The following is a 20,674-nucleotide window of genomic DNA, read 5'->3' as shown; positions in this document are numbered from 1 at the left end:
GGCGTGGGCCGCAAGGATGGCGACCGCTTGTCCCGTCCAAACGAGGTCAGGTTGAGGCAAAAACCTCGGGAATGGAGGATTTTCCGCCCTTGAGCCATGACGGCACGGGGAGAGATTTGCTTTCCAGGAACCCGGGGTTGAACAGTCGCGACTGATATCGGGTGCCGCTGTCGCACAGGATCGTCACGATCGTGTGACCCGGGCCCAGCTCGCGGGCGAGGCGCATGGCACCGGCGACGTTGACGCCGCTCGAGGCGCCAACGCAGAGGCCTTCTTCGCGCGTCAGGTTGAAGACGACGTTCAGCGCTTCCTCGTCGGAGATGCGGAAGGCGGTGTCGATGGGCGCGTCCTCGAGGTTCTTGGTGATGCGGCCTTGGCCGATGCCCTCGGTGATGGAGGAGCCCTCGGCCTTGAGCTCCCCAGTGGTGTAGTACGAGTAGAGCGCGGAGCCGAACGGATCGGCGAGCGCGATGCGAATGCCGTCGCGTCTGTCCTTCAGGCCGCGGGAAACTCCGCCGAGCGTGCCTCCGGAGCCCACCGCCGAGACGAAGCCGTCGATGCGGCCCTCGGTCCCGTCCCAAATCTCAGCGGCCGTCGTTCTCATGTGGATGTCGCGGTTGGCAACGTTATCGAACTGGTTTGCCCAGACAGCGCCGTTCGGCTCGGTGGCGGCAAGAGTTTCAGCAAGGCGCTGGGAGTAGCGGACGTAGTTATTGGGGTTCTTGTATGGGACCGCGGGAACCTCGACGACTTCGGCTCCGAGTAGGCGGAGGGTGTCCTTCTTTTCCTGGGACTGCGTATTTGGAATGACGATGACGGTGCGCAGCCCAAGGGCGTTGCCGAGCACGGTCAGGCCGATGCCGGTATTGCCGGCGGTGCCCTCGACCACGGTGCCGCCGGGCTTCAAGCGTCCGCTCTCCATGGCCTCGGTGAGGATGCCCAGGGCGGCGCGGTCCTTTACGGAGGCGCCGGGGTTCATGAATTCGGCCTTGCCGAGGATGGTGCAGCCGGTTTCTTCGGATGGGCGGCGCAGGCGGATGAGGGGCGTGTGGCCGACGGCGGCGACGACGCTGGATCGTGGTTGCAAGAGAGTGCTCCGTTGGGGACGCGGGCCCCAGTTTCGGTGGGGCTGTGATCTGGCACCGGTGTTCTGCGGGGATTGTCAGCGCTCTTGATGGATCACGCCAGAGCCTCGTTGGCGCGGCTGGTGGAGGTGGTAGAGCCAAGGCGTCGGCGTGGTGGCCGGGAGGGCTGGATTTCGTTCCCATCGCTTCGGCCAATTGGGGATTGGCCTGCCCGGGAATTTACTAATTTTAGGGGCTGGACCCGCTGCAAACGCAATGCGGGCAAATCGGGTGCCAGGTGTCAGGGCTGGGGGACGGCGGTGCGTTCCGCCGCGGGTGCGGCAAAGGGCGTTGCCTTTTGCGGGTCCAGACAGATATACCTTCGCCGATCGATCCCGACAGCCGCAGCGACTTACCCTAAAAAGGTGAGATGGACTGGCTTCTGGCCGGCCTGAGGCGGGGGCGACGCGCGGGCGTGGCGGAATTGGTAGACGCGCTGGATTTAGGTTCCAGTGCCGCAAGGCGTGGGGGTTCAAGTCCCTCCGCCCGCACCACGCTTTGGCGATAGGAACGGAGCCCGTCGGGTTTACGAGCAGGTTGGAGAACAATGCAGATTACGGAAACCAGCAGCGATGGTCTGAAGCGGACGCTGCAAGTCGTTGTGCCGGCGGGTGAACTCGGCAAGCGCTTCGACGATCGCCTGGACGAGATCAAGGACCGCGTTCAGCTCAAGGGCTTCCGCAAGGGCAAGGTGCCGGTGCCGCATCTGAAGAAGATGTATGGCCGCTCGCTCATGGTCGAGGTGCTGCAGGAAGCCGTGCGCGAATCGTCAAATAAGGCGATTGCCGACCGCAACGAGCGCGCCGCGATGCAGCCGAATGTCAGCCTGCCGGAAGACCAGGACGAGATCGAGCGGGTGCTGTCGGGCAAGGCCGACCTCTCCTATTCGATGACGTTTGAGGTGTTGCCGGCGATCGAGCTGACGGATTTCACGAAGCTGAAGTTGGAGCAGCTGGTTGCGGACGTCGAGGATTCGGCGGTCGAGGAAGGTATCCAGCAGCTGGTTTCGCGCAGCCTTACTTTCGCGCCGGATGAGGCGCGGGCTGCCGAGAAGGGCGATCGCGTGACGATCGACTTCGTGGGCAAGATCGACGGCGAGGCCTTCGAGGGCGGCAGCGCCGAGGCGGCGCCGATCGTACTGGGCGAAGCCAATTTCATCCCGGGGTTCGAGGACGGACTTCTTGGCGTGAAGGCGGGCGATGAGCGCAACGTCGAGGCGACCTTCCCGGCCGACTATCCGGTCGAGACGCTGGCCGGCAAGGCCGCCGTTTTCGAAGTTAAGGTGAAAGAGGTTGCGAGCCCGGTTCGTCCAGAGGTGAACGATGAGTTCGCCAAGACGCTTGGCGCGGAAAGTGTCGAGCAGCTCAAGGGGTTGGTAAAGGACCAGATTGCCCGCGAGTACGGCAATGTCGCGCGCTCGAAGCTGAAGCGGCAGTTGCTCGATGCGCTGGAAAAGGCGCATTCGTTCGAGCTCCCTCCGTCCCTGGTCGACAGCGAGTTTGCCGGCATCTGGCAGCAGCTGGAGACCAACCTCAAGAGCGCGGGCAAGACCTTTACGGACGAGGGCAAGTCCGAGGAGGAGACGCGCGAGGAGTATCGGAAGATCGCCGAGCGCCGCGTGCGCCTGGGACTGGTGATCGGCGAGATCGCCGAGAAGAACGAGCTGAAGATCACCCAGGACGAGATGCGCCGTGCGCTCATGGAGCAGGCGCGCCGATTCCCGGGTCAGGAGAAGGCCGTCTACGAATACTACGAAAAGAACCCCGGCGCGCTGGCCGAGCTGCGGGCGCCACTGTTCGAGGACAAGGTGGTCGACTTCATCATCGACAAGGCGAAACCGGTGGAGAAAAAAGTCTCCAAGGACGAGCTTTTCCAGCGTCCGGACGAAGCCGAGGAGGCGTAATCGGCTTCGGGGCTTACTATTCGGCTTCGGGGCTTCCTATATAGGTTCGCTGGCCCCCAGGTGGGGCTTGCGCCCGAGGGCGGCACTGCCCAAGAAAGTACAAAGCAGCGCGGCGCGATTCGAGTGCCGCGCGCTCCCCACGATCGAAGCAAAGGAAGACGACGATGCGCGACCCGGTCAGCACCTTGACGAACACGTTCTGGCCGATGGTGGTCGAGCAGACCAACCGGGGCGAGCGTGGCTATGATCTGCCTTCGCGCCTGCTCAAGGAGCGCATCATCTTCGTGACGGGTCCGATCGAGGACCACATGGCTGCGTCGATCTGCATGCAGCTGCTGTTCCTCGAAGCGGAGAACCCGAAGAAGGAAGTCTCCATGTATATCAACTCGCCGGGCGGTGTCGTCACGGCGGGCATGGCAATTTACGACACGATGCAGTTCATTCGGCCGCAGATCGCTACGCTGTGCATCGGTCAGGCGGCTTCGATGGGCTCGCTGCTGTTGTGCGCCGGTACCAGGGGGCTGCGCTATGCGCTGCCCAACGCCCGGATCATGGTGCATCAGCCTTCGGGTGGCTTCTCGGGCCAGGCCTCCGACATCGAGCGCCACGCCGAGGACATCATCAAGATGAAGCGGCGGCTCAACGAAGTGTACGTCAAGCACACCAGTCAGCCCTACGAAGTCATTGAACGCACGCTCGACCGTGACTACTTCATGACAGCAGAGCAGGCCAAAGACTTCGGGATCATTGATAAGGTTCTAACGAGCCGCGAAGAGGCCGATTTTGGGCCAATCGAGGCCAAGTCCGAGGCCTGATACGCTTAACCGACAAGCCGAATGGCCGCAGGGTGGACGGGGCGCTTGCCTCCCCGTCCAGGTGAGGTCATGCTGGGTCGGCTGAAGTCAGCGTGGTACCGTTAGAAGGCCGTTGTTACGGCTAACCAGCGGAACGCCATAAAACTGTGGTAATCGGGTCGCTTCAGTAGCGTGTGGGCGGATATCCGTTAATCCAATCTTGATCTGGTGAACGCTAGCGTGCTCAGATCACTGTAATGGACTCGGACCCGCGCTCCGCACAGGGCGGCTGAGACAGGAATCTTTCCAAGGCGAGCGTCGGCGGATCGGCGCACAGCAGCCCGAGGAGGGGTAAGACATCCGAGATGGCTCAAGAGAAAAACACTCTCTATTGCTCGTTTTGCGGCAAGAGCCAGCATGAGGTTCGCAAGCTGATTGCCGGCCCGACCGTGTTCATCTGCGATGAATGCGTCGAGCTATGCATGGACATCATCCGGGAAGAGAACAAGAACACCCTGGTGAAGTCGCGCGATGGCGTGCCGACCCCGCAGGAAATTTCCACGGTCCTCGACTCGTATGTCATCGGCCAGGACCACGCGAAGCGCGTGCTGTCAGTGGCGGTTCATAACCACTACAAGCGCCTCAACCACGCGTCGAAGAACAACGACGTCGAGTTGGCGAAGTCGAATATTCTGCTCGTAGGTCCGACCGGTTGCGGCAAGACCTTGCTGGCGCAGACCTTGGCGCGCATGCTGGATGTTCCGTTCACCATGGCCGATGCCACGACTCTCACCGAGGCGGGCTATGTCGGCGAGGACGTCGAGAACATCATTCTGAAACTGCTGCAGAACGCCGACTATAACGTCGAGCGGGCGCAGCGCGGCATCGTCTACATCGACGAGGTCGACAAGATCTCGCGCAAGTCCGACAACCCGTCGATCACGCGGGATGTATCGGGCGAGGGCGTGCAGCAGGCGCTGCTGAAGATCATGGAAGGCACCGTTGCCTCCGTGCCTCCTCAGGGCGGCCGCAAGCATCCTCAGCAGGAGTTCCTGCAGGTCGACACGACGAACATCCTGTTCATCTGCGGTGGCGCGTTCGCAGGTCTGGAGAAGATCATCTCCCGCCGCGGCAAGGGCACATCGATCGGCTTCAGTGCGAAGGTCATTGGAACTGACGAGCGCCGGACCGGCGAGGTTCTGCGTGGCGTCGAGCCGGAAGACCTCTTGAAGTTCGGGCTCATCCCCGAGTTCATCGGTCGTCTGCCGGTCATCGCGACGCTCGAAGACCTCGACGAGGATGCCCTCGTGCAGATCCTCATGGAGCCGAAGAACGCGCTGGTTAAGCAATATCAGCGTCTGTTCGAGATGGAAGACGTCAAGCTGACGATCACGACGGATGCGCTCAAGGCGATTGCCCGCAAGGCGATCGAGCGTAAGACGGGTGCTCGTGGTCTGCGCTCCATCATGGAAGGCATCCTGCTCGACACCATGTTCGACCTGCCGGCACTCAAGGGCGTTGAAGAAGTCGTCATCGGACCGGAAGTGGTGGAGGGGAGCGCGCGTCCGTTGCGCATCTACTCCGACCGGGTGGATGAAAAGGGATCGAGCGCGTCTTGATCGTAGGGTCGCCGGAGGGTTGGCGACTCTTTTCACCGGAAATATTCCGCCGCGAGCCAGAGGGCGAGCGGCTCTTGATCCAGCGGCAGACGGCCCCATTTCAAAGGGGCCTCTGCTTCTGCGATGCTGCGGAGTTGTGGGTGAGGTGAGAAACGCATAGAGGCTGATGCGATCTCTGCCTCAAAACGGCCAGGGCTTGCGACTTCGATGTCCTGGATGAGCGCCGATAGGCTATGCTGCGGCATTGCGTTGAGGCGAAATTGCAGGCGGCCACGATAGGTAGCGAAATGGGCGACGACACGAAGAACAAAGATAAGACGGCTGGTAAGGGTCTTTATCCGGTCCTGCCGCTGCGCGACATCGTGGTGTTCCCGTACATGATCGTCCCGCTGTTCGTTGGTCGCGACAAGTCGATCAACGCGCTGGAAGAAGTGATGCGCTCCGACAAGCACATCCTACTTGCTGCGCAGAAGAACGCTGGGGACGACGATCCAGCGACCGATGCGATCTATCCGGTCGGTACGCTTGCGTCCGTGCTGCAGCTGTTGAAGTTGCCCGACGGCACTGTGAAGGTGCTCGTCGAAGGCACGACGCGTGCGCGCATCCAGCGCTACACCGACAACCCGAACTACTTCGAAGCCGAGGTCGAGCCCGTGCCGGAGGAGATCGGCGCGAAGGACGAGATCGAGGCGCTGGCCCGCTCTGCGGTCGCGCAGTTCGAGAGCTACGTGAAGCTCAACAAGAAGATTTCGCCGGAAGTGCTGGGCAACGTCGCGCAGATCGAGGACTACTCGAAGCTCGCCGACACGATCGCCTCGCATCTTGCGATCAAGATCGCCGACAAGCAGGAGATCTTAGAGACATCGACGATCTCGGAGCGTCTGGAGCGCGTCTACACGCTCATGGAGAGCGAGATCTCCGTGCTGCAGGTGGAGCGCAAGATCCGTTCGCGCGTGAAGCGCCAAATGGAGAAGACGCAGCGCGAGTACTATCTCAACGAGCAGATGAAGGCGATCCAGAAGGAGCTCGGCGACAGCGACGAGCGCGATGATATCGCCGAGTTCGAAGAGAAGATCGAGAACACGAAGCTCTCGAAGGAGGCCCGCGACAAGGCGCTTGCCGAGCTGAAGAAGCTCAAGCAGATGAGCCCGATGTCGGCTGAAGCCACTGTCGTGCGCAACTATCTCGACTGGCTGCTGTCGATCCCGTGGGGGATCAAGGGCAAGGTCAAGAAGGATCTCGACGAGGCCCAGCTGGTTCTCGACGCGGAGCACTATGGCCTCGACAAGGTCAAAGAGCGCATTCTCGAGTATCTCGCGGTGCAGGCGCGTACGAACAAGCTGAAGGGCCCGATCCTTTGCCTCGTTGGACCGCCCGGCGTCGGTAAGACTTCGCTCGGCAAGTCGATTGCGAACGCCACGGGCCGCGAGTTCGTGCGCATGAGCCTCGGCGGCGTGCGCGATGAGGCCGAGGTGCGCGGTCACCGCCGCACGTACATCGGCTCGATGCCCGGCAAGGTCATTCAGTCGATGCGCAAGGCGAAGCGGACCAATCCGCTGTTCCTGCTCGACGAGATCGACAAGATGGGCTCGGACTTCCGCGGCGATCCGGCAGCGGCGCTGCTGGAGGTGCTGGATCCTGAGCAGAACGGCACGTTCAACGACCATTACCTCGAGGTCGACTACGACCTGTCGAACGTGATGTTCGTGACCACGGCCAACACGCTCAACATTCCGCCGGCCCTGATGGACCGCATGGAGATCATCCGTCTTGCGGGTTACACCGAGGACGAGAAGATCGAGATCGCCAAGCGCCACCTCATTCCGGGGCAGCGCCAGGCGCATGGTCTGGAGCAGAACGAGTGGACCGTCGACGACAGCGCGCTGTTGGAGCTGGTGCGTCGCTACACGCGTGAAGCGGGCGTGCGCTCGCTCGAGCGTGAGGTGGCCAAGCTGGCCCGCAAGGCGGTGAAGGAGATCCTCACCTCGCAGAACAAGGCGGTCACCGTCACTGCGGAGAATCTCGAGCAGTATCTCGGCGTGCCGAAGTATCGTTACGGCGAGGCCGAGCTCGAGGATCAGGTGGGTATCGTCACCGGCCTGGCATGGACCGAGGTGGGCGGCGAGTTGCTGACCATCGAAGGCGTGATGATGCCGGGCAAGGGCAAGATGTCGGTCACCGGCAACTTGCGCGACGTGATGAAGGAGTCGATCCAGGCCGCCAACGCTTACGTGCGTTCGCGGTGCGTGGACTTCGGTATCCATCCGTCCTTGTTCGAGAAGAAGGACATCCATGTGCACGTGCCGGAGGGCGCGACGCCGAAGGATGGTCCATCGGCAGGCGTTGCTATGGCCACCACGATCGTCTCGGTGCTGACCGGTATTCCGGTGCGCAAGGACGTTGCCATGACGGGTGAGATCACGCTGCGCGGCAGGGTGCTGCCGATCGGCGGTCTCAAGGAGAAGTTGCTTGCCGCACTGCGCGGTGGCATCAAGACCGTCATCATCCCCGAGGAGAACGTGAAGGACCTCTCGGAGATCCCGGTTGAGATCAAGAACAAGATTGAGATCATCCCGGTGGCGCGCGTCGACGAGGTGCTGAAGGCGGCGCTGGTGCGTGTGCCCGAGCGGCTCGTCTGGGACGAGGCGGCAGAGGCCGCAGCGGTCAAGGCCGAGGAAGGCAATGCTGGCCCGCGGGTGACCGCCCACTGAGAAATCCCGGGCGCTTGCCAGGGTGAGCGCTCGTTAGTTTTTGATGCAACTCAAGTAACCTCGCGGCCACCAAACCGCGAGGTTTCTTGTTCCTGATCTGTGCGCGTCAAAACGTTCATTTCCCCAGGTTTTTCGGGCAAAATCGGGGGTTTTGCCCCTTGACGCAGCCCGTCATTGGGCGCTTCTCTCACGCACTGTTGCGGCTTTAGCAACACGGCGGTCCCCTAACTTCCGCCAACTCCTCCCCCAAGTCGCAAATCCGAATGCAAAGGACGGACACGATATGAGCAAGAAAGATCTGATCGACGCCGTCGCGAAGGAAGCCGAGCTCACGAAGGACAAGGCCACCGTGGCGGTGGATGCCGTGCTCGAGCACATCCGCACCGCGATGCGTGAAGGCCATGAGGTCCGCATTCCGGACTTCGGTACCTTCAAGGTTGCCGCGCGCAAGGCTCGCGAGGGCCGCAACCCGGCGACCGGCGCCACGATCAACATCCCGGCGTCGAAAGTGCCGAAGTTCAGCCCCTCGAAGGGTCTCAAGGACGCTCTCAACTAAGCGGCCCTAAATCTACGGGAATGCTTCGGCGCGTCGCGATGCTTGCGGCGCGCCTTTGTTTTTTCGGGGGTGACGCAAGCGGCGCTGGCGCATTTCTCATCGTGCGTTGTGCCAGCTGATGGCCGCGCCTCGGCGCGGGGCCCCTTGGGCCCTGGCCGCCTGCGGCGGCGCCTTGGATTAGGTGACGCAAGCGGCGAGAGGCTTTGTATGCGGCTGACGGCGCGCAAGATGAGATCCGGCGCTCGCGCCGGGCGCCCTTGGCGCCTTGCCGCCTGCGGCGGCGCCTTGGATTAGGTGATGCGAGCTGTACGTGCGCGGTTCAATTGCAGGCGTTGCGTGATTTGAAAGACAACTTTCCCTCCCCCCCCTTGCGGGGGAGGGTTAGGGTGGGGGGAGCGGATGGCGGGTTTCACCCTCTCCCCGCCCCTCCCCCATCAAGGGGGAGGGAGAAGAAAGTTTGATGTGCCGTGTTTGGGTCGAGGCGTTGCGCCGATATGGGGCGTGCAGATTTCGCCGCGGTGCCTTGCGGTGGTCAGCCAGGGCCGATATGGAATGCGTCGTCGGGCGGTTAGCTCAGTGGTAGAGCGCCTCGTTTACACCGAGGATGTCGGGAGTTCGACCCTCTCACCGCCCACCATCCCCCCTCCCATTTAACCATTTCGCTTCCTTGGCCGGCGCTCGCGCCGCGCTGGCAGGGATATTGCTGCGTAGCGTGCCGTTATGGCGCCCGCGGATTTGGCCGGGTGGAATCTCGAGAGCTGCGGCGGTGGGTTGCCCATCGGTGTGCAAGGAGGAAGCATGCGCGCAGAAGGCGCGAGGCCGGAGGTGAGCGTCGGGATTTACCGGGATTGCCTCTTTCGCCACTTCGGTGACCGCGAGCCGCGGGAAGTGGAGTTTTTCATCAACGAGCGGCGTTTCGATATTCTGCGCGACACGCTCGGCCAGCACCTTAGGGGTGCGGATATTCTGAATGTCGCCTGCGGGCCGTTTGCGCTCGAATTTTACGTCGCGCCGCAAGCCGCTTCGATCGACAGCTTCGACGTCGACGAGGCGCTGTCGCCCCTGCACGAGGAGTTGTGTGCGCGCGGCCTGATCGAGCGCAGCACCTTCAGAACTGCCGATGTCATGGCGTACGAGCCGCAGCGCCGCTATGACGTGATCATCATCAATGACCTGTTCTACACCAAGTACGTCGACTTCTATTCCATCGTGGAAAAGTACGTTCGCTACCTGAAACCCGGGGGGCGGCTGTACTTCGACATTCTCGATGAACGCGCGGGGCCGATCTGGGCCGCGTTCGGCAAGGACGAGCGCTATCGCCGCTACGACCTCGCAGACGTGGGCCGCACACTCAGCGCGCACGGGCTGTCGGTCGAGGCAAGGATCCCATCCATGGGCATCAAGGGTGGGTTGGATGGCGCGATGCGCCGGATGATGTGGGGCGTGTCTTCCATCGCAAACAATTTCATCTTCGTTGGCAGGCGTCTCGCGTGGATGGTGGCTGTTCCACTCGGTTTTCCAGAACTCGTGCCGTAGGCACCTAGCTGCCGCTTGCCGTTCGGGGGCCGGCGCACAATCTACTGCCCCGGAAGGTTCGCCTGAGGCGACCAAGCGGGGGTAGGGAGATAGAATCATGGCACTGTCGATGTACGACGCATCGGTTCCAGCATTCCAGCGCAGCCTCAAGGCGCTCGATGCCATTCTCGACAAGGCGATCGCCTATGCCGATGCGCGCAAGTTCGATACGTCGGTGCTCGTGACGTCGCGGCTTGCCCCGGACATGTATCCGTTTGCCCGCCAAGTGCAGATGGCGAGCGATCACGCCAAGGGATGCCCGGCCCGGCTAGCAGGGGTTGCGGTGCCGAGCTTTGCCGATACCGAGGGGACGATCCCCGAGCTGAAGGGGCGGATCGCCAAGACGCTGGATTTTATCGGCACCTTGAGCCGGGAGCAGATCGACGGGTCGGAGGAGCGGGCGATTTCGCTGAAGGCAGGGCCGCGCGAGCTACACTTCAAAGGCCAGGATTATCTGGTGTTCTTTGCGCTGCCGAACTTCTATTTCCACGTCACCATGGCCTACGCCATCCTGCGCCATAATGGCGTGCCGGTGGGCAAGCTCGATTTCCTGGGAGCGGCCCAAGGCTTAATCTGAAATCTGCATCAGAGTTCCTTGACTTCCCCCGGCGGTCCACGTAGATGATCGCCTCGTGGCAAGCGCGTCCTATGGGGCGCGCATTTTTGACTGCGGGAGTAGCTCAGTTGGTTAGAGCGCCGGCCTGTCACGCCGGAGGCCGCGGGTTCAAGTCCCGTCTCTCGCGCCACTAATCCATCTTTACACAAAATCGGCCTTCGCTCCGCCAGCGGCGGTGCCCGCCCGTGGCGGCGGTGCTGCTGCGAATGCGGCGCGCCTTGATGCTGCTCCCGCGTGGAGCTGGTCCAGAGCGGCATATAGCGGCGGATCAACTGACCTGCTGCCGGTGCGCGCGGGTTGCGCGGGCGTGGCGGGTGCGTTAACACACAAATAGTCGTTATTGCAGCGCAGCGGACTGCGCGGTAGCGGCTGGCCGTATCGCGGCCTCTCAGTCTAGAACGACACGCCAGCCTAACCGATCCCAGGCACGTCCCAGGCAAGCTCGCATGGACCAGCTCTTCTACGATTACCTGCCGATCGCCGTGTTCATCGGCATCGCGCTTTTCATCGCCGTGGCTCTCATGGCGGTGCCGTTCATGATCGCCGTCAACAACCCGGACCCCGAGAAGGTGTCCGCGTACGAATGCGGCTTCAACGCATTCGATGATGCGCGCATGAAGTTCGACGTGCGGTTCTACCTCGTCGCCATCCTGTTCATCATCTTCGACCTCGAGGTCGCGTTCCTGTTCCCGTGGGCGGTCGCGTTCGGCGACATCGGCCTTTACGGATTCTGGGCGATGATGATCTTCCTCGGCGTGTTGACCGTCGGCTTCATCTACGAGTGGCGCAAGGGAGCCCTGGAATGGGATTGATCACGCCGACCAAGGCTGAGCTCGACGGCTCGGGCGGGTTTCTGGTGAAGCCGGGCGAGGAGGGCTTCACGCAGATTTCCTCCAAGCTCGCTGACAAGGGCTTCCTCGTCACCACGACGGACGATCTCATCAACTGGGCGCGCACCGGCTCGCTAATGTGGATGACGTTCGGCCTTGCCTGCTGCGCCGTCGAGATGATGCAGGCGTCGATGCCGCGTTACGACTTGGAGCGCTTCGGCTTTGCCCCGCGCGCTTCGCCGCGCCAGTCGGACGTGATGATCGTCGCCGGCACGCTCACCAACAAGATGGCTCCGGCCCTGCGCAAGGTCTACGACCAGATGCCGGAGCCGCGTTACGTCATCTCGATGGGATCGTGCGCCAACGGCGGCGGCTATTACCATTATTCGTACGCGGTGGTGCGCGGCTGCGACCGCATCGTGCCGGTCGACATCTACGTGCCGGGCTGCCCACCGACTGCGGAAGCCCTGGTCTATGGCGTGCTGCTGCTGCAGCGTAAGATCCGCCGCACGGGCACGATCGAGCGCTAAAGGCGCGGAGGAGATGCAATGCAACGCGCAAAGCTCGGCCTTGCCTCTATCCTGAGTGCGATCGTTTGCATCGCGAACGCTGACCGGGCCCTGGCCGATGAGATCCCGAACATGGTCGGGACGTGGTCGGGCAAGAACGACACAATCGGCGAAAAGTTTGGGCTGAGGACGCGCGAGCGCACCGTGCACATCACCGAGCAGACCGATCGGCGCTTCCGCGGTTATTTCGACTACGACGCCGGTCACAAGGATATCTTTGGGATCGTCTTTCCCGACAACGTGTCATTCGCCTGGACCTCGCCGGCGAGCAAAGCTTCGGTGCAGGGGCGCATCCTGGGTCCCGATCACATCGCGGCCTGCTATATCGAGGGCGGACCTGAAGCGACGGCCGGTTGCTCCGACTTGAAACGCACGTCCGAGAAGCCGTGAGCAGCGACCTTAGAAAGCGAATGCAGCGATGAGCGAGAAGCTTCAGCAACTGGAAACGCACTGCAAGGGCGCGCTGGGTGCAGCTGTTGTGGGCTCGCACATTGCCCATGGCGAACTGACGCTGGACATTGCCCGCGACAAGATCGTCGAGGTGCTTACATTGCTGCGCGATGATGCTCAGTGCCAGTTCGAGGTGCTAATCGACATTTGCGGCGTCGACTGGCCGGCGCGGGCCGAGCGCTTCGATGTCGTCTACCACTTGCTGTCGCCGCGGCTCAATCAGCGCATCCGCCTGAAGCTGACCACCGACGAGACGACGCCGGTGCCGTCGACCGTGGGTGTGTTTCCGGCGTCGAACTGGTTCGAGCGTGAGGCCTACGACATGTATGGCATCCTGTTCTCGGGGCATCCGGATCTGCGCCGTCTGTTGACGGACTACGGCTTCCAGGGCCATCCGCTGCGCAAGGACTTTCCGCTCACCGGCTACGTCGAGGTTCGCTACGACGAAGCTCAGAAGCGCGTCGTCTATGAGCCGGTCGAGCTGGCGCAGGAATTCCGCTCGTTCGATTTCGAATCGCCGTGGGAAGGCACGAACTACGTGCTGCCGGGCGATGAAAAGGCGTCCGGTCCATCGGGCAGGGCCTGAAGCGCTTTCGTGCGGAGGTGAGGCGTGGCACGCTCCGGTCCCGACATTTCAGGCATCGTTCCGGCATTGATCGCCGTCGTATGCGGCGTGCTGAGCTGGGATCTGGTGCGGCTGCTGGGTGAGCGGCGCGAAGCCTGGGACGATCCGAAATACTGGATGATCGGCTATCCGCTGATGCTCGGCACCGCATTTCTGCTTGGTCTCGGCTTCCCCGAGCATCCCTGGCGCTGGGGGCTGGTAATCGCTGGCGCGCAGGCGGTGTGGGCGGTTCTGCTCGGTCTAGCTGCCGCAGACGTGAGCGCCGGCTTGTGGCCGATGGGACTTTTTACGTTCGCCCTGCTGGCGGTGCCGCTCGTGGTTGCTGCATACGCTGGGCAGTGGGTGCGCCTCAGGCTGCCGGAGTGACGCCGTGGCGTTGAGCGAAGAGCGGCTGGAAGTCATCCGGGCAAATGCCGAACTGGTCATTCGCGAGCTCGCTCATGCAAGCGGCAGGACGCTGGGGTTCGATGGCGACAGCGTTGCCTACGTCGAGGAGTTTATCGAGCGCCAGCGCGCCCAGGTGCCCGAAACGGCGCGAGGGCTCGTCGGCGTGATCGGCTGCTATCTGGGTGAAGCCATCATCGAGGCGGTGCCGGGTGCCGACTGGTCGGAGGACGAGAACGGGGCGCTCATTGTGCTCTTCGCCAATAGCGATGCAGTCTATCCTTTTCATAAGGTGGAGAAGCAGATCGCGGAGGGGCTCGAGGCGGGCGAGTCGATCCTCAGCTTCTACAACGTAAGCATAAACTACGTGGCCGCCGGAAAGCTCGGTGAAGCCGCGAGCGAGGAGACGCCATGAAGGACACGCTGAAGGTCGGCGACAAGGGGCAGTTCTCGTTTCGAATTCCGGCCGAAAAGACTGTGCCGCATCTTTATCCCGAGGCGCCGGAGTTCCGCGAGATGCCGACCGTGTTCGCCACGGGCTTCATGGTGGGCCTGATGGAGTGGGCGTGCCTCAAGGTGCTGGCGCCGCACCTCGACGAGGGCGAGGGGAGCCTGGGTGTGCACATCGACGTGTCGCACTCGGCGGCGACGGTGCCGGGGCAGACTGTCACAGTGGATGCGGAATGCACGGGCATCACCGGGCGGCGCGTTGTCTTCCACGTCAGGGCGCATGACGGGATCGACATGATCGGCGAGGGGCGGCACGAGCGCATGATCGTGCCGTGGGCGCGTTTCGTCGCGCGCGTGAACGAAAAGGCCAAGCTGGCGCGTGTGGCGCCGATTGGTTAGAACGGTTTTCAAATTCTTCTACGGTTGAGAAAATGGCCGAAACAGACATCCGCCAATTCAACATCAACTTCGGTCCGCAGCATCCGGCGGCGCATGGCGTGCTGCGCCTGGTGCTGGAATTGGACGGCGAGGTGGTTGAGCGGGTCGATCCGCACATCGGGCTGTTGCACCGGGGCACCGAGAAGCTGATCGAGCACAAGACGTATCTGCAGGCCATCGGCTACTTCGACCGCCTCGATTACGTGGCGCCGATGAACCAGGAGCACGCTTTCTGCATGGCGGCAGAGAAGCTGTTGGGCCTGGAAGTGCCAAAGCGCGCCCAGCTGATCCGCGTGCTCTATTCGGAAATCGGACGGCTGCTGTCGCATCTTCTCAACGTGACGACGCAGGCCATGGACGTCGGCGCGCTGACCCCGCCGCTGTGGGGCTTTGAAGAGCGCGAAAAGCTGATGGTGTTCTACGAGCGGGCCTCGGGAAGCCGGATGCACGCGAAGTATTTCCGCATCGGCGGCGTGCATCAGGATCTGCCGCCGGAGCTGATCGACGACATCGCCGAGTTCTGCGTCACGCACCCGAAAGTGCTCGACGACATCGAGACGCTGCTGACGGGCAACCGCATCTTCAAGCAGCGCAACGTCGACATCGGCGTCGTCAGCCTCAAAGAGTGCTTCGACTGGGGCTTCTCGGGCGTGATGGTGCGCGGCTCGGGGGCTGCCTGGGATCTGCGCAAGGCGCAGCCATACGAGTGCTACTCAGAGCTCGATTTCGATATTCCGATCGGCAAGAATGGCGACTGCTACGACCGCTATCTCGTGCGCATGGCCGAGATGCGCCAGTCGCTGAAAATCATGCAGCAGTGCTGCGACAAGCTGCGCTCGCCCGAGGGGCAAGGTCCGGTGACGGCTGCCGACAAGAAGGTGGTGCCGCCGCGCCGCGGTGACATGAAGCGCTCGATGGAGGCGCTGATCCATCACTTCAAGCTCTACACCGAGGGCTTCCACGTGCCCGCGGCCGAGGTCTACGCCGCCGTCGAGGCGCCGAAGGGCGAATTCGGCGTCTATCTGGTCGCCGATGGGTCGAACAAGCCGTACCGCTGCAAGATCCGCGCGCCCGGCTTCCCGCATCTGCAGGCAATGGACTACATGAACCGCGGCCACATGCTGGCGGACGTGTCGGCCATCCTCGGCTCGCTGGACATCGTTTTCGGCGAAATCGACCGGTAGGCCATGATCGATCTGATGTTCTTTCTGGCGATTGGCGCGATCGGGTGGGGGCTGTCGCTCGCGCTCTATCGTCCGGTCGCGGAACGGGCAGGCTGGCCACTGGGCGAGGCGCAGGAGCGGCTGCCGACGCTGACACTTCTCATCGCACTTTCTTCGATTGCCGCCGGTGTCGCGTTCGCGCTCGTGCGCGGGCCGATGGACGGTGGTGTCGTAATCCTGATCTTCGGTGTCGGACTTGCGATTTTCTGGAGCGGCTTCCTGCGCGTCGCTTCGCAAACATCGCTGTTCTTTGCGCCTTTGGCCGCGCTGCTTCTCGCTGGAGCGTGGGCGGGTGCGATACCGGGTGTCAGCTGAGTTGACGTCAATCAAGGTGCGCGCCCGCGCGCGCTTGCGTTACGTTTGCGTTAGACGTAGTGAACGGGTGATTGTGCGCTGCGACAATATCGGCGAGACTGCTCGCCGAGCAGAACCGATCCGGGCCTCCTCCGCGGGCGCCCGCTGAAAGCTCCCGAGAGGTTCCCGCCTTGGCAGTCCGCCGCTTATATCCAGAGCAGCCGCTGAGTTTCGCTTTCACGCCGGAAAACCGGGCCTGGGCGCAGCGTGAGATCGCCAAATATCCCGCCGGAAAAGAGGCATCCGCGGTGATTGCGCTGTTGTGGCGCGCCCAGGAGCAGGAAGGCTGGACGACCGAGCCCGCCATCCGCGCCATCGCCGACATGCTGGGCATGGCCTATATCCGGGCCCTCGAGATCGCGACTTTCTACACGATGTTCCAGCTTGCTCCGGTGGGCAAGAAGGCCCATCTGCAGGTTTGTGGCACGACGCCGTGCATGCTGCGCGGATCGGATGCGATCATCGAGATGTGCAAGGAACACATCGCCGAGCATCCGCACGAGTTGTCGAAGGACGGCGATTTTTCGTGGGAAGAGGTCGAGTGCCTCGGCTGCTGCGCCAATGCGCCAGTCGTGCAAATCGGCAAGGACACTTACGAGGATCTCGATCCGGAGCTGTTCGCGAAGATCCTGCAGGATCTGGAGAAGGGCCGTCCGCTGAAGCCCGGTTCGCAGACGGGCCGGCAGACGTCGTGCCCCGCCGGCGGTCCGACGACGCTGCTGGCCGATCCGACGCTGAAAGCGGAAAAGGTCTGAGGAGAGGACTGCGATGCTGCAGGACAAAGACCGGATCTTCCGTAACCTCTACGGCTTCCATGACTGGCGGCTGCCGGCGGCGCGTGCGCGCGGCGCATGGGACGGAACCAAAGGCTTCATCGAGAACGGCCACGACTGGATCATTAATGAGATGAAGACGTCGGGGTTGCGCGGGCGCGGCGGCGCCGGCTTCCCCACGGGCCTCAAGTGGTCGTTCATGCCGAAGAACGATGCGCGGCCGTCTTATCTCGTCATCAACGGCGATGAGTCGGAGCCCGGCTCGTGCAAAGACCGCGAGATCATGCGGCACGACCCGCACCTGCTGATCGAGGGGGCGCTGCTCGCCTCGTTCGCGATGCGGGCGCACACGTGCTTCATTTACATCCGCGGCGAGTTCATCCGCGAGCGGGAGCGGCTACAGGCGGCGGTCGATGAGGCCTACGACGCCAAGTTGATCGGCAAGGACAACGTCCACGGCTGGGACTTCGACATCGTCATCCATCACGGCGCAGGTGCCTATATCTGCGGCGAGGAGACGGCGCTGATCGAGTCGATCGAAGGCAAGAAAGGGATGCCGCGGCTGAAGCCGCCGTTCCCGGCCAACGTCGGTCTTTATGGTGCACCGACGACGGTGAACAACGTCGAGAGCATCGCCGTGGTGGGCGACATCCTGCGCCGCGGCGGCGCGTGGTTCGCCTCGCTCGGCAAGCCGAACAACACGGGCACCAAGCTGTTCCAGATCTCCGGCCACGTGAACAATCCGTGCGTGGTCGAGGAGGAGATGGGCATTCCGCTGCGCGAGCTGATCGACAAGCATTGCGGCGGCGTGCGCGGCGGCTGGGACAACCTCATGTGTGCCATCCCCGGCGGCTCGTCGATGCCGATGATCCCGGCCGAGCAGTGCAACGACCTGACGATGGATTTCGATGCGCTGGTGAAGCTGAAGTCGGGCCTGGGCACGGCGGCGGTGATCGTCATGGACAAGTCCACCGACATCATCAAAGCGATCACGCGCATCGCCTATTTCTACAAGCACGAGAGCTGCGGCCAGTGCACGCCATGTCGCGAGGGCACGGGCTGGATGTTCCGCGTGCTGGAGCGGATGCAGCGCGGGGAAGCGGAACTGCGCGAGATCGATCTTCTCTACAACGTGACGAAGCAGGTCGAGGGTCACACGATCTGTGCGCTCGGTGATGCAGCGGCGTGGCCGGTACAGGGCCTGCTGCGCAACTACAGGCATGTGATCGAAGAGCGCATCGAAGCCAGACGCGCGGCAGTCAAAGAAGCTGCCGAGTAATTAGGACGAAGACGTGGACCTATTGGCGCTGATCATTGCATCGTTCACGCTCCCGGCTGTCGTCGGGGCGCTGGTGGTAGGTGCGGTCGGCTATCTCATTCTCGGCGGGGTCGGGGCTGTGATCGGTGCGCTGCTCGGCTATGGCGGCGGCGTGTGGATCGCGCAGCGCTGGGCGGGGGTTCCGCTGTCGCCATACGCCAAGGGCTGGGTGTCGCTCGGCCTGTTCATCGGGGGGCTCGCCGTGCTCGCCATCGCAACGCGGTGACGGGCTGACCGGGTAGGATTACATGACGACGAAGCCAATCATCATCGACGGCAAGCAAATCGAGGTCGAGCCCGGGACGACGATCCTGCAGGCTTGCGAGATGGCGGGCGTCGAGATCCCGCGCTTCTGCTATCACGAGCGCCTGTCGATCGCCGGCAACTGCCGCATGTGCCTCGTTGAGGTGGAGGGGATTCCGAAGCCGATCGCATCGTGCGCCATGGGCGTGACGGACCTGCCGCCGAACAAGGATGGCGCGCCGCGCAAGGTGCTGACCGCCAGCCCGATGGTGAAGGCCGCGCGCGAAGGCGTCATGGAATTCCTGCTGATCAATCATCCGCTCGATTGTCCGATCTGCGACCAGGGCGGCGAGTGCGACCTGCAAGACCAGGCGATGGCCTACGGAGTCGGCGGCTCGCGCTACAGCGAGAACAAGCGGGCGGTGGAAGAGAAGTACATCGGCCCGCTGATCAAGACCTTCATGAACCGCTGCATCCATTGCACGCGCTGCGTCCGCTTCATGACGGAGGTTGCGGGCGTGGAAGAGCTCGGCGCGATCAGCCGCGGCGAGGACATGGAGATCACCACCTATCTCGATCGCGGCATCCTTTCGGAGATGAGCGCGAACGTGAACGACCTGTGTCCGGTCGGCGCGCTGACGCATCGGCCGTGGTCGTTTATCGCGCGGCCGTGGGAACTGGATAAGACAGAGTCGATCGACGTGATGGATGCGCTGGGGTCGGCGATCCGCGTTGATTCACGCGGCAAGGCAGTGCTGCGTGTGCTTCCGCGCAACAACGACGACGTGAACGAGGAGTGGATCTCCGACAAGACGCGCTTTGCGTGCGATGGGCTCAGGATGCAGCGGCTCGACCAGCCATATGTGCGCGAAGCCGGCAGGCTGCGCCCGGCGAGCTGGGACGAGGCCCTGGCGCTGGCGGCGCAGAAGCTGAAAGAGGCTTCGCCTCAGCGTATCGGTTTCCTCGCCGGTGACCTTGCGAGCGTCGAAGAGATGTTCGCCTTCAAGGATCTGGCGAGCCGTCTCAAAGTCGCGAACATCGATTGCCGCCAGGACGGCGCCAAGCTCGACCCGTCACTGGGCCGCTCAAGCTATCTCTTCAATTCGACGATCGCTGGGATCGACGAGGCCGATGCCATTCTGCTGGTCGGCACCAATCCGCGGCTCGAGGCAGCGGTGCTCAATGCACGCATCCTGAAGCGCTGGCGCCAAGGCGGGCTCAAGGTCGGCGTGATCGGCGAAGCCGCACCGCTGACCTACAAGTATGACTATCTGGGCGCGGGCGGCCAGACGCTGCAGGAAGTGGCGGACGGCAAGCACTCGTTCGCCGAGGTACTGAAGGGCGCGCAGCGTCCGCTGATCATCGTTGGCTCGGGTGCGGTTGCGCGGCCGGATGGCGCGGCGATCCTGGGCATGGCGTCGCGCATCGCGCTCAGCGCCATCGAGGGCAAGGACGTTGGAGGCTGGAACCCGATGAACGTGCTGCACACCGCAGCATCGCGCGTCGGTGGGCTCGATCTCGGACTAGTGCCGGGCAAGGGCGGTCTCGACACCGCGGGGCAGATCGCTGCTGCGGCTGTCGGCAAGCTCGATGTTCTCTATCTGCTCGGTGTCGATGAGATCGACGTGCCGCCGGGCGCCTTCGTGATCTATCAGGGCCACCATGGCGACCGCGGCGCGCATCGCGCCGACGTGATCCTGCCGGGTGCCGCCTACACCGAGAAGAGCGGCAGCTACGTCAACACCGAAGGCCGCGTGCAGCTCACCGAACGGGTCGTGTTCGCTCCGGGGCAGGCGAAGGAGGATTGGGCGATCCTCAGGGCGCTGTCGGCGCAGGCGGGCGATGCGCTCCCTTACGATACGCTCGCGCAGCTGCGCTCGGAAATGTACAAGGATGTGCCGGCCTTTGCTCGTCTGAACGAGATCGCGGCCGGCACCCTCGACGGCGTCAAGGCGCTGGCGAAGGCGACGGGCAACATCGCGGCGGAGCCGTTCGTCTCGTCGGTCAAGGACTTCTACCTCACCAATCCGATTGCGCGTTCCTCGGCCGTGATGGCGGAGATGAGTGCGCTGAAGAAGAACATGCAGGACTCGCCCCGCCTCAAGGCGGCCGAGTAGGG

21 protein-coding genes and 3 tRNA genes are annotated in these 20,674 nt (G+C 63.0%); 23 read left to right on the top strand and 1 reads right to left on the bottom strand.

The features are described from left to right. Positions 1 to 46: 46 nt before the first annotated feature. Positions 47 to 1,087, bottom strand: a complete 1,041-nt coding sequence (locus ACP15D_RS04020) for a cysteine synthase A (protein WP_424956270.1) — start codon at positions 1,085 to 1,087, stop codon at positions 47 to 49. A 446-nt stretch (positions 1,088 to 1,533) separates the two neighbouring features. Here ACP15D_RS04020 and ACP15D_RS04015 point away from each other — a divergent pair. From ACP15D_RS04015 to nuoG, 23 genes are all read left to right on the top strand, one after another. After that, a tRNA-Leu gene (locus ACP15D_RS04015) sits at positions 1,534 to 1,618 on the top strand. 53 nt (positions 1,619 to 1,671) lie between these two features. Continuing rightward, positions 1,672 to 3,027, top strand: a complete 1,356-nt coding sequence (gene tig, locus ACP15D_RS04010; RefSeq protein WP_424956269.1) for a trigger factor — start codon at positions 1,672 to 1,674, stop codon at positions 3,025 to 3,027. A 164-nt stretch (positions 3,028 to 3,191) separates the two neighbouring features. After that, a complete protein-coding gene (locus tag ACP15D_RS04005) occupies positions 3,192 to 3,842 on the top strand; it encodes an ATP-dependent Clp protease proteolytic subunit (RefSeq protein ID WP_424956268.1) in 651 nt (216 codons plus the stop codon). Positions 3,843 to 4,186: 344 nt separating this feature from the next. Next, positions 4,187 to 5,440 (top strand): ATP-dependent Clp protease ATP-binding subunit ClpX, encoded by a 1,254-nt coding sequence (gene clpX / locus ACP15D_RS04000; RefSeq protein ID WP_424956267.1) that lies wholly within the window; start codon positions 4,187 to 4,189, stop codon positions 5,438 to 5,440. A gap of 287 nt (positions 5,441 to 5,727) precedes the next feature. Continuing rightward, the gene (lon, locus tag ACP15D_RS03995; RefSeq protein ID WP_424956266.1) at positions 5,728 to 8,151 is read left to right on the top strand and encodes an endopeptidase La; all 2,424 of its coding nucleotides are present in this window, start codon (positions 5,728 to 5,730) and stop codon (positions 8,149 to 8,151) included. Positions 8,152 to 8,302: 151 nt separating this feature from the next. Next, on the top strand, positions 8,303 to 8,707 hold the full coding sequence (locus ACP15D_RS03990) for an HU family DNA-binding protein (RefSeq protein ID WP_424956265.1): 405 nt from the start codon (positions 8,303 to 8,305) through the stop codon (positions 8,705 to 8,707). 562 nt (positions 8,708 to 9,269) lie between these two features. Beyond that, positions 9,270 to 9,344: transfer RNA gene (locus ACP15D_RS03985), tRNA-Val, on the top strand. A gap of 161 nt (positions 9,345 to 9,505) precedes the next feature. Continuing rightward, on the top strand, positions 9,506 to 10,243 hold the full coding sequence (locus ACP15D_RS03980; protein WP_424956264.1) for a class I SAM-dependent methyltransferase: 738 nt from the start codon (positions 9,506 to 9,508) through the stop codon (positions 10,241 to 10,243). Positions 10,244 to 10,340: 97 nt separating this feature from the next. After that, complete coding sequence (locus ACP15D_RS03975) at positions 10,341 to 10,859, top strand: DUF1993 domain-containing protein (protein WP_424956263.1); 519 nt, start codon at positions 10,341 to 10,343, stop codon at positions 10,857 to 10,859. A gap of 92 nt (positions 10,860 to 10,951) precedes the next feature. Beyond that, positions 10,952 to 11,028: transfer RNA gene (locus tag ACP15D_RS03970), tRNA-Asp, on the top strand. A gap of 316 nt (positions 11,029 to 11,344) precedes the next feature. Continuing rightward, complete coding sequence (locus tag ACP15D_RS03965; RefSeq protein ID WP_072373945.1) at positions 11,345 to 11,710, top strand: NADH-quinone oxidoreductase subunit A; 366 nt, start codon at positions 11,345 to 11,347, stop codon at positions 11,708 to 11,710. Continuing rightward, the gene (locus ACP15D_RS03960; protein ID WP_072373943.1) at positions 11,701 to 12,258 is read left to right on the top strand and encodes a NuoB/complex I 20 kDa subunit family protein; all 558 of its coding nucleotides are present in this window, start codon (positions 11,701 to 11,703) and stop codon (positions 12,256 to 12,258) included. Before ACP15D_RS03965 ends, ACP15D_RS03960 begins: the two co-directional genes overlap by 10 nt. A gap of 18 nt (positions 12,259 to 12,276) precedes the next feature. Next, entirely contained in the window at positions 12,277 to 12,687 is a 411-nt protein-coding gene (locus ACP15D_RS03955; protein ID WP_424956262.1) for a hypothetical protein, read from the top strand. Between the two features lie 28 nt (positions 12,688 to 12,715). Continuing rightward, complete coding sequence (locus tag ACP15D_RS03950; RefSeq protein WP_424956261.1) at positions 12,716 to 13,333, top strand: NADH-quinone oxidoreductase subunit C; 618 nt, start codon at positions 12,716 to 12,718, stop codon at positions 13,331 to 13,333. 24 nt (positions 13,334 to 13,357) lie between these two features. Next, positions 13,358 to 13,738, top strand: a complete 381-nt coding sequence (locus ACP15D_RS03945; protein WP_424956260.1) for a hypothetical protein — start codon at positions 13,358 to 13,360, stop codon at positions 13,736 to 13,738. A gap of 4 nt (positions 13,739 to 13,742) precedes the next feature. Beyond that, positions 13,743 to 14,171 (top strand): DUF6278 family protein, encoded by a 429-nt coding sequence (locus ACP15D_RS03940; RefSeq protein WP_424956259.1) that lies wholly within the window; start codon positions 13,743 to 13,745, stop codon positions 14,169 to 14,171. Next, positions 14,168 to 14,605: a thioesterase family protein gene (locus tag ACP15D_RS03935; protein ID WP_424956258.1), complete on the top strand. Its 438-nt coding sequence runs from the start codon at positions 14,168 to 14,170 to the stop codon at positions 14,603 to 14,605. Before ACP15D_RS03940 ends, ACP15D_RS03935 begins: the two co-directional genes overlap by 4 nt. Positions 14,606 to 14,637: 32 nt before the next feature. Further along, on the top strand, positions 14,638 to 15,828 hold the full coding sequence (locus tag ACP15D_RS03930; RefSeq protein WP_424956257.1) for an NADH-quinone oxidoreductase subunit D: 1,191 nt from the start codon (positions 14,638 to 14,640) through the stop codon (positions 15,826 to 15,828). A gap of 3 nt (positions 15,829 to 15,831) precedes the next feature. After that, a complete protein-coding gene (locus ACP15D_RS03925; RefSeq protein ID WP_424956256.1) occupies positions 15,832 to 16,182 on the top strand; it encodes a hypothetical protein in 351 nt (116 codons plus the stop codon). Between the two features lie 170 nt (positions 16,183 to 16,352). Next, positions 16,353 to 16,976 (top strand): NADH-quinone oxidoreductase subunit NuoE, encoded by a 624-nt coding sequence (nuoE, locus tag ACP15D_RS03920; RefSeq protein WP_424956255.1) that lies wholly within the window; start codon positions 16,353 to 16,355, stop codon positions 16,974 to 16,976. Positions 16,977 to 16,989: 13 nt separating this feature from the next. Next, positions 16,990 to 18,273, top strand: a complete 1,284-nt coding sequence (gene nuoF / locus ACP15D_RS03915; protein WP_424956254.1) for an NADH-quinone oxidoreductase subunit NuoF — start codon at positions 16,990 to 16,992, stop codon at positions 18,271 to 18,273. Between the two features lie 13 nt (positions 18,274 to 18,286). Continuing rightward, a complete protein-coding gene (locus ACP15D_RS03910; protein ID WP_424956253.1) occupies positions 18,287 to 18,538 on the top strand; it encodes a hypothetical protein in 252 nt (83 codons plus the stop codon). Between the two features lie 22 nt (positions 18,539 to 18,560). Next, entirely contained in the window at positions 18,561 to 20,672 is a 2,112-nt protein-coding gene (nuoG, locus tag ACP15D_RS03905) for an NADH-quinone oxidoreductase subunit NuoG (RefSeq protein ID WP_424956252.1), read from the top strand. Positions 20,673 to 20,674 lie beyond the last annotated feature (2 nt).

The organism is Hyphomicrobium sp. 1Nfss2.1 (assembly GCF_965243865.1).
GTDB lineage: Bacteria > Pseudomonadota > Alphaproteobacteria > Rhizobiales > Hyphomicrobiaceae > Hyphomicrobium_A.
The sequence above is the reverse complement of the archived record's forward strand: the minus strand, read 5'-3'. Positions and strand labels throughout refer to the sequence as shown.

Coding starts and splice junctions, on each gene's coding strand:
- ACP15D_RS03950 (WP_424956261.1), top strand. CDS start 12,716: ATGAGCGAGAAGCTTCAGCAACTGGAAACGCACTGCAAGGGCGCGCTG.
- ACP15D_RS03980 (WP_424956264.1), top strand. CDS start 9,506: ATGCGCGCAGAAGGCGCGAGGCCGGAGGTGAGCGTCGGGATTTACCGG.
- lon (WP_424956266.1), top strand. CDS start 5,728: ATGGGCGACGACACGAAGAACAAAGATAAGACGGCTGGTAAGGGTCTT.
- ACP15D_RS03935 (WP_424956258.1), top strand. CDS start 14,168: ATGAAGGACACGCTGAAGGTCGGCGACAAGGGGCAGTTCTCGTTTCGA.
- ACP15D_RS03925 (WP_424956256.1), top strand. CDS start 15,832: ATGATCGATCTGATGTTCTTTCTGGCGATTGGCGCGATCGGGTGGGGG.
- ACP15D_RS03960 (WP_072373943.1), top strand. CDS start 11,701: ATGGGATTGATCACGCCGACCAAGGCTGAGCTCGACGGCTCGGGCGGG.
- nuoG (WP_424956252.1), top strand. CDS start 18,561: ATGACGACGAAGCCAATCATCATCGACGGCAAGCAAATCGAGGTCGAG.
- nuoF (WP_424956254.1), top strand. CDS start 16,990: ATGCTGCAGGACAAAGACCGGATCTTCCGTAACCTCTACGGCTTCCAT.
- tig (WP_424956269.1), top strand. CDS start 1,672: ATGCAGATTACGGAAACCAGCAGCGATGGTCTGAAGCGGACGCTGCAA.
- ACP15D_RS04005 (WP_424956268.1), top strand. CDS start 3,192: ATGCGCGACCCGGTCAGCACCTTGACGAACACGTTCTGGCCGATGGTG.
- ACP15D_RS03930 (WP_424956257.1), top strand. CDS start 14,638: ATGGCCGAAACAGACATCCGCCAATTCAACATCAACTTCGGTCCGCAG.
- ACP15D_RS03965 (WP_072373945.1), top strand. CDS start 11,345: ATGGACCAGCTCTTCTACGATTACCTGCCGATCGCCGTGTTCATCGGC.
- ACP15D_RS03975 (WP_424956263.1), top strand. CDS start 10,341: ATGGCACTGTCGATGTACGACGCATCGGTTCCAGCATTCCAGCGCAGC.
- clpX (WP_424956267.1), top strand. CDS start 4,187: ATGGCTCAAGAGAAAAACACTCTCTATTGCTCGTTTTGCGGCAAGAGC.
- ACP15D_RS03955 (WP_424956262.1), top strand. CDS start 12,277: ATGCAACGCGCAAAGCTCGGCCTTGCCTCTATCCTGAGTGCGATCGTT.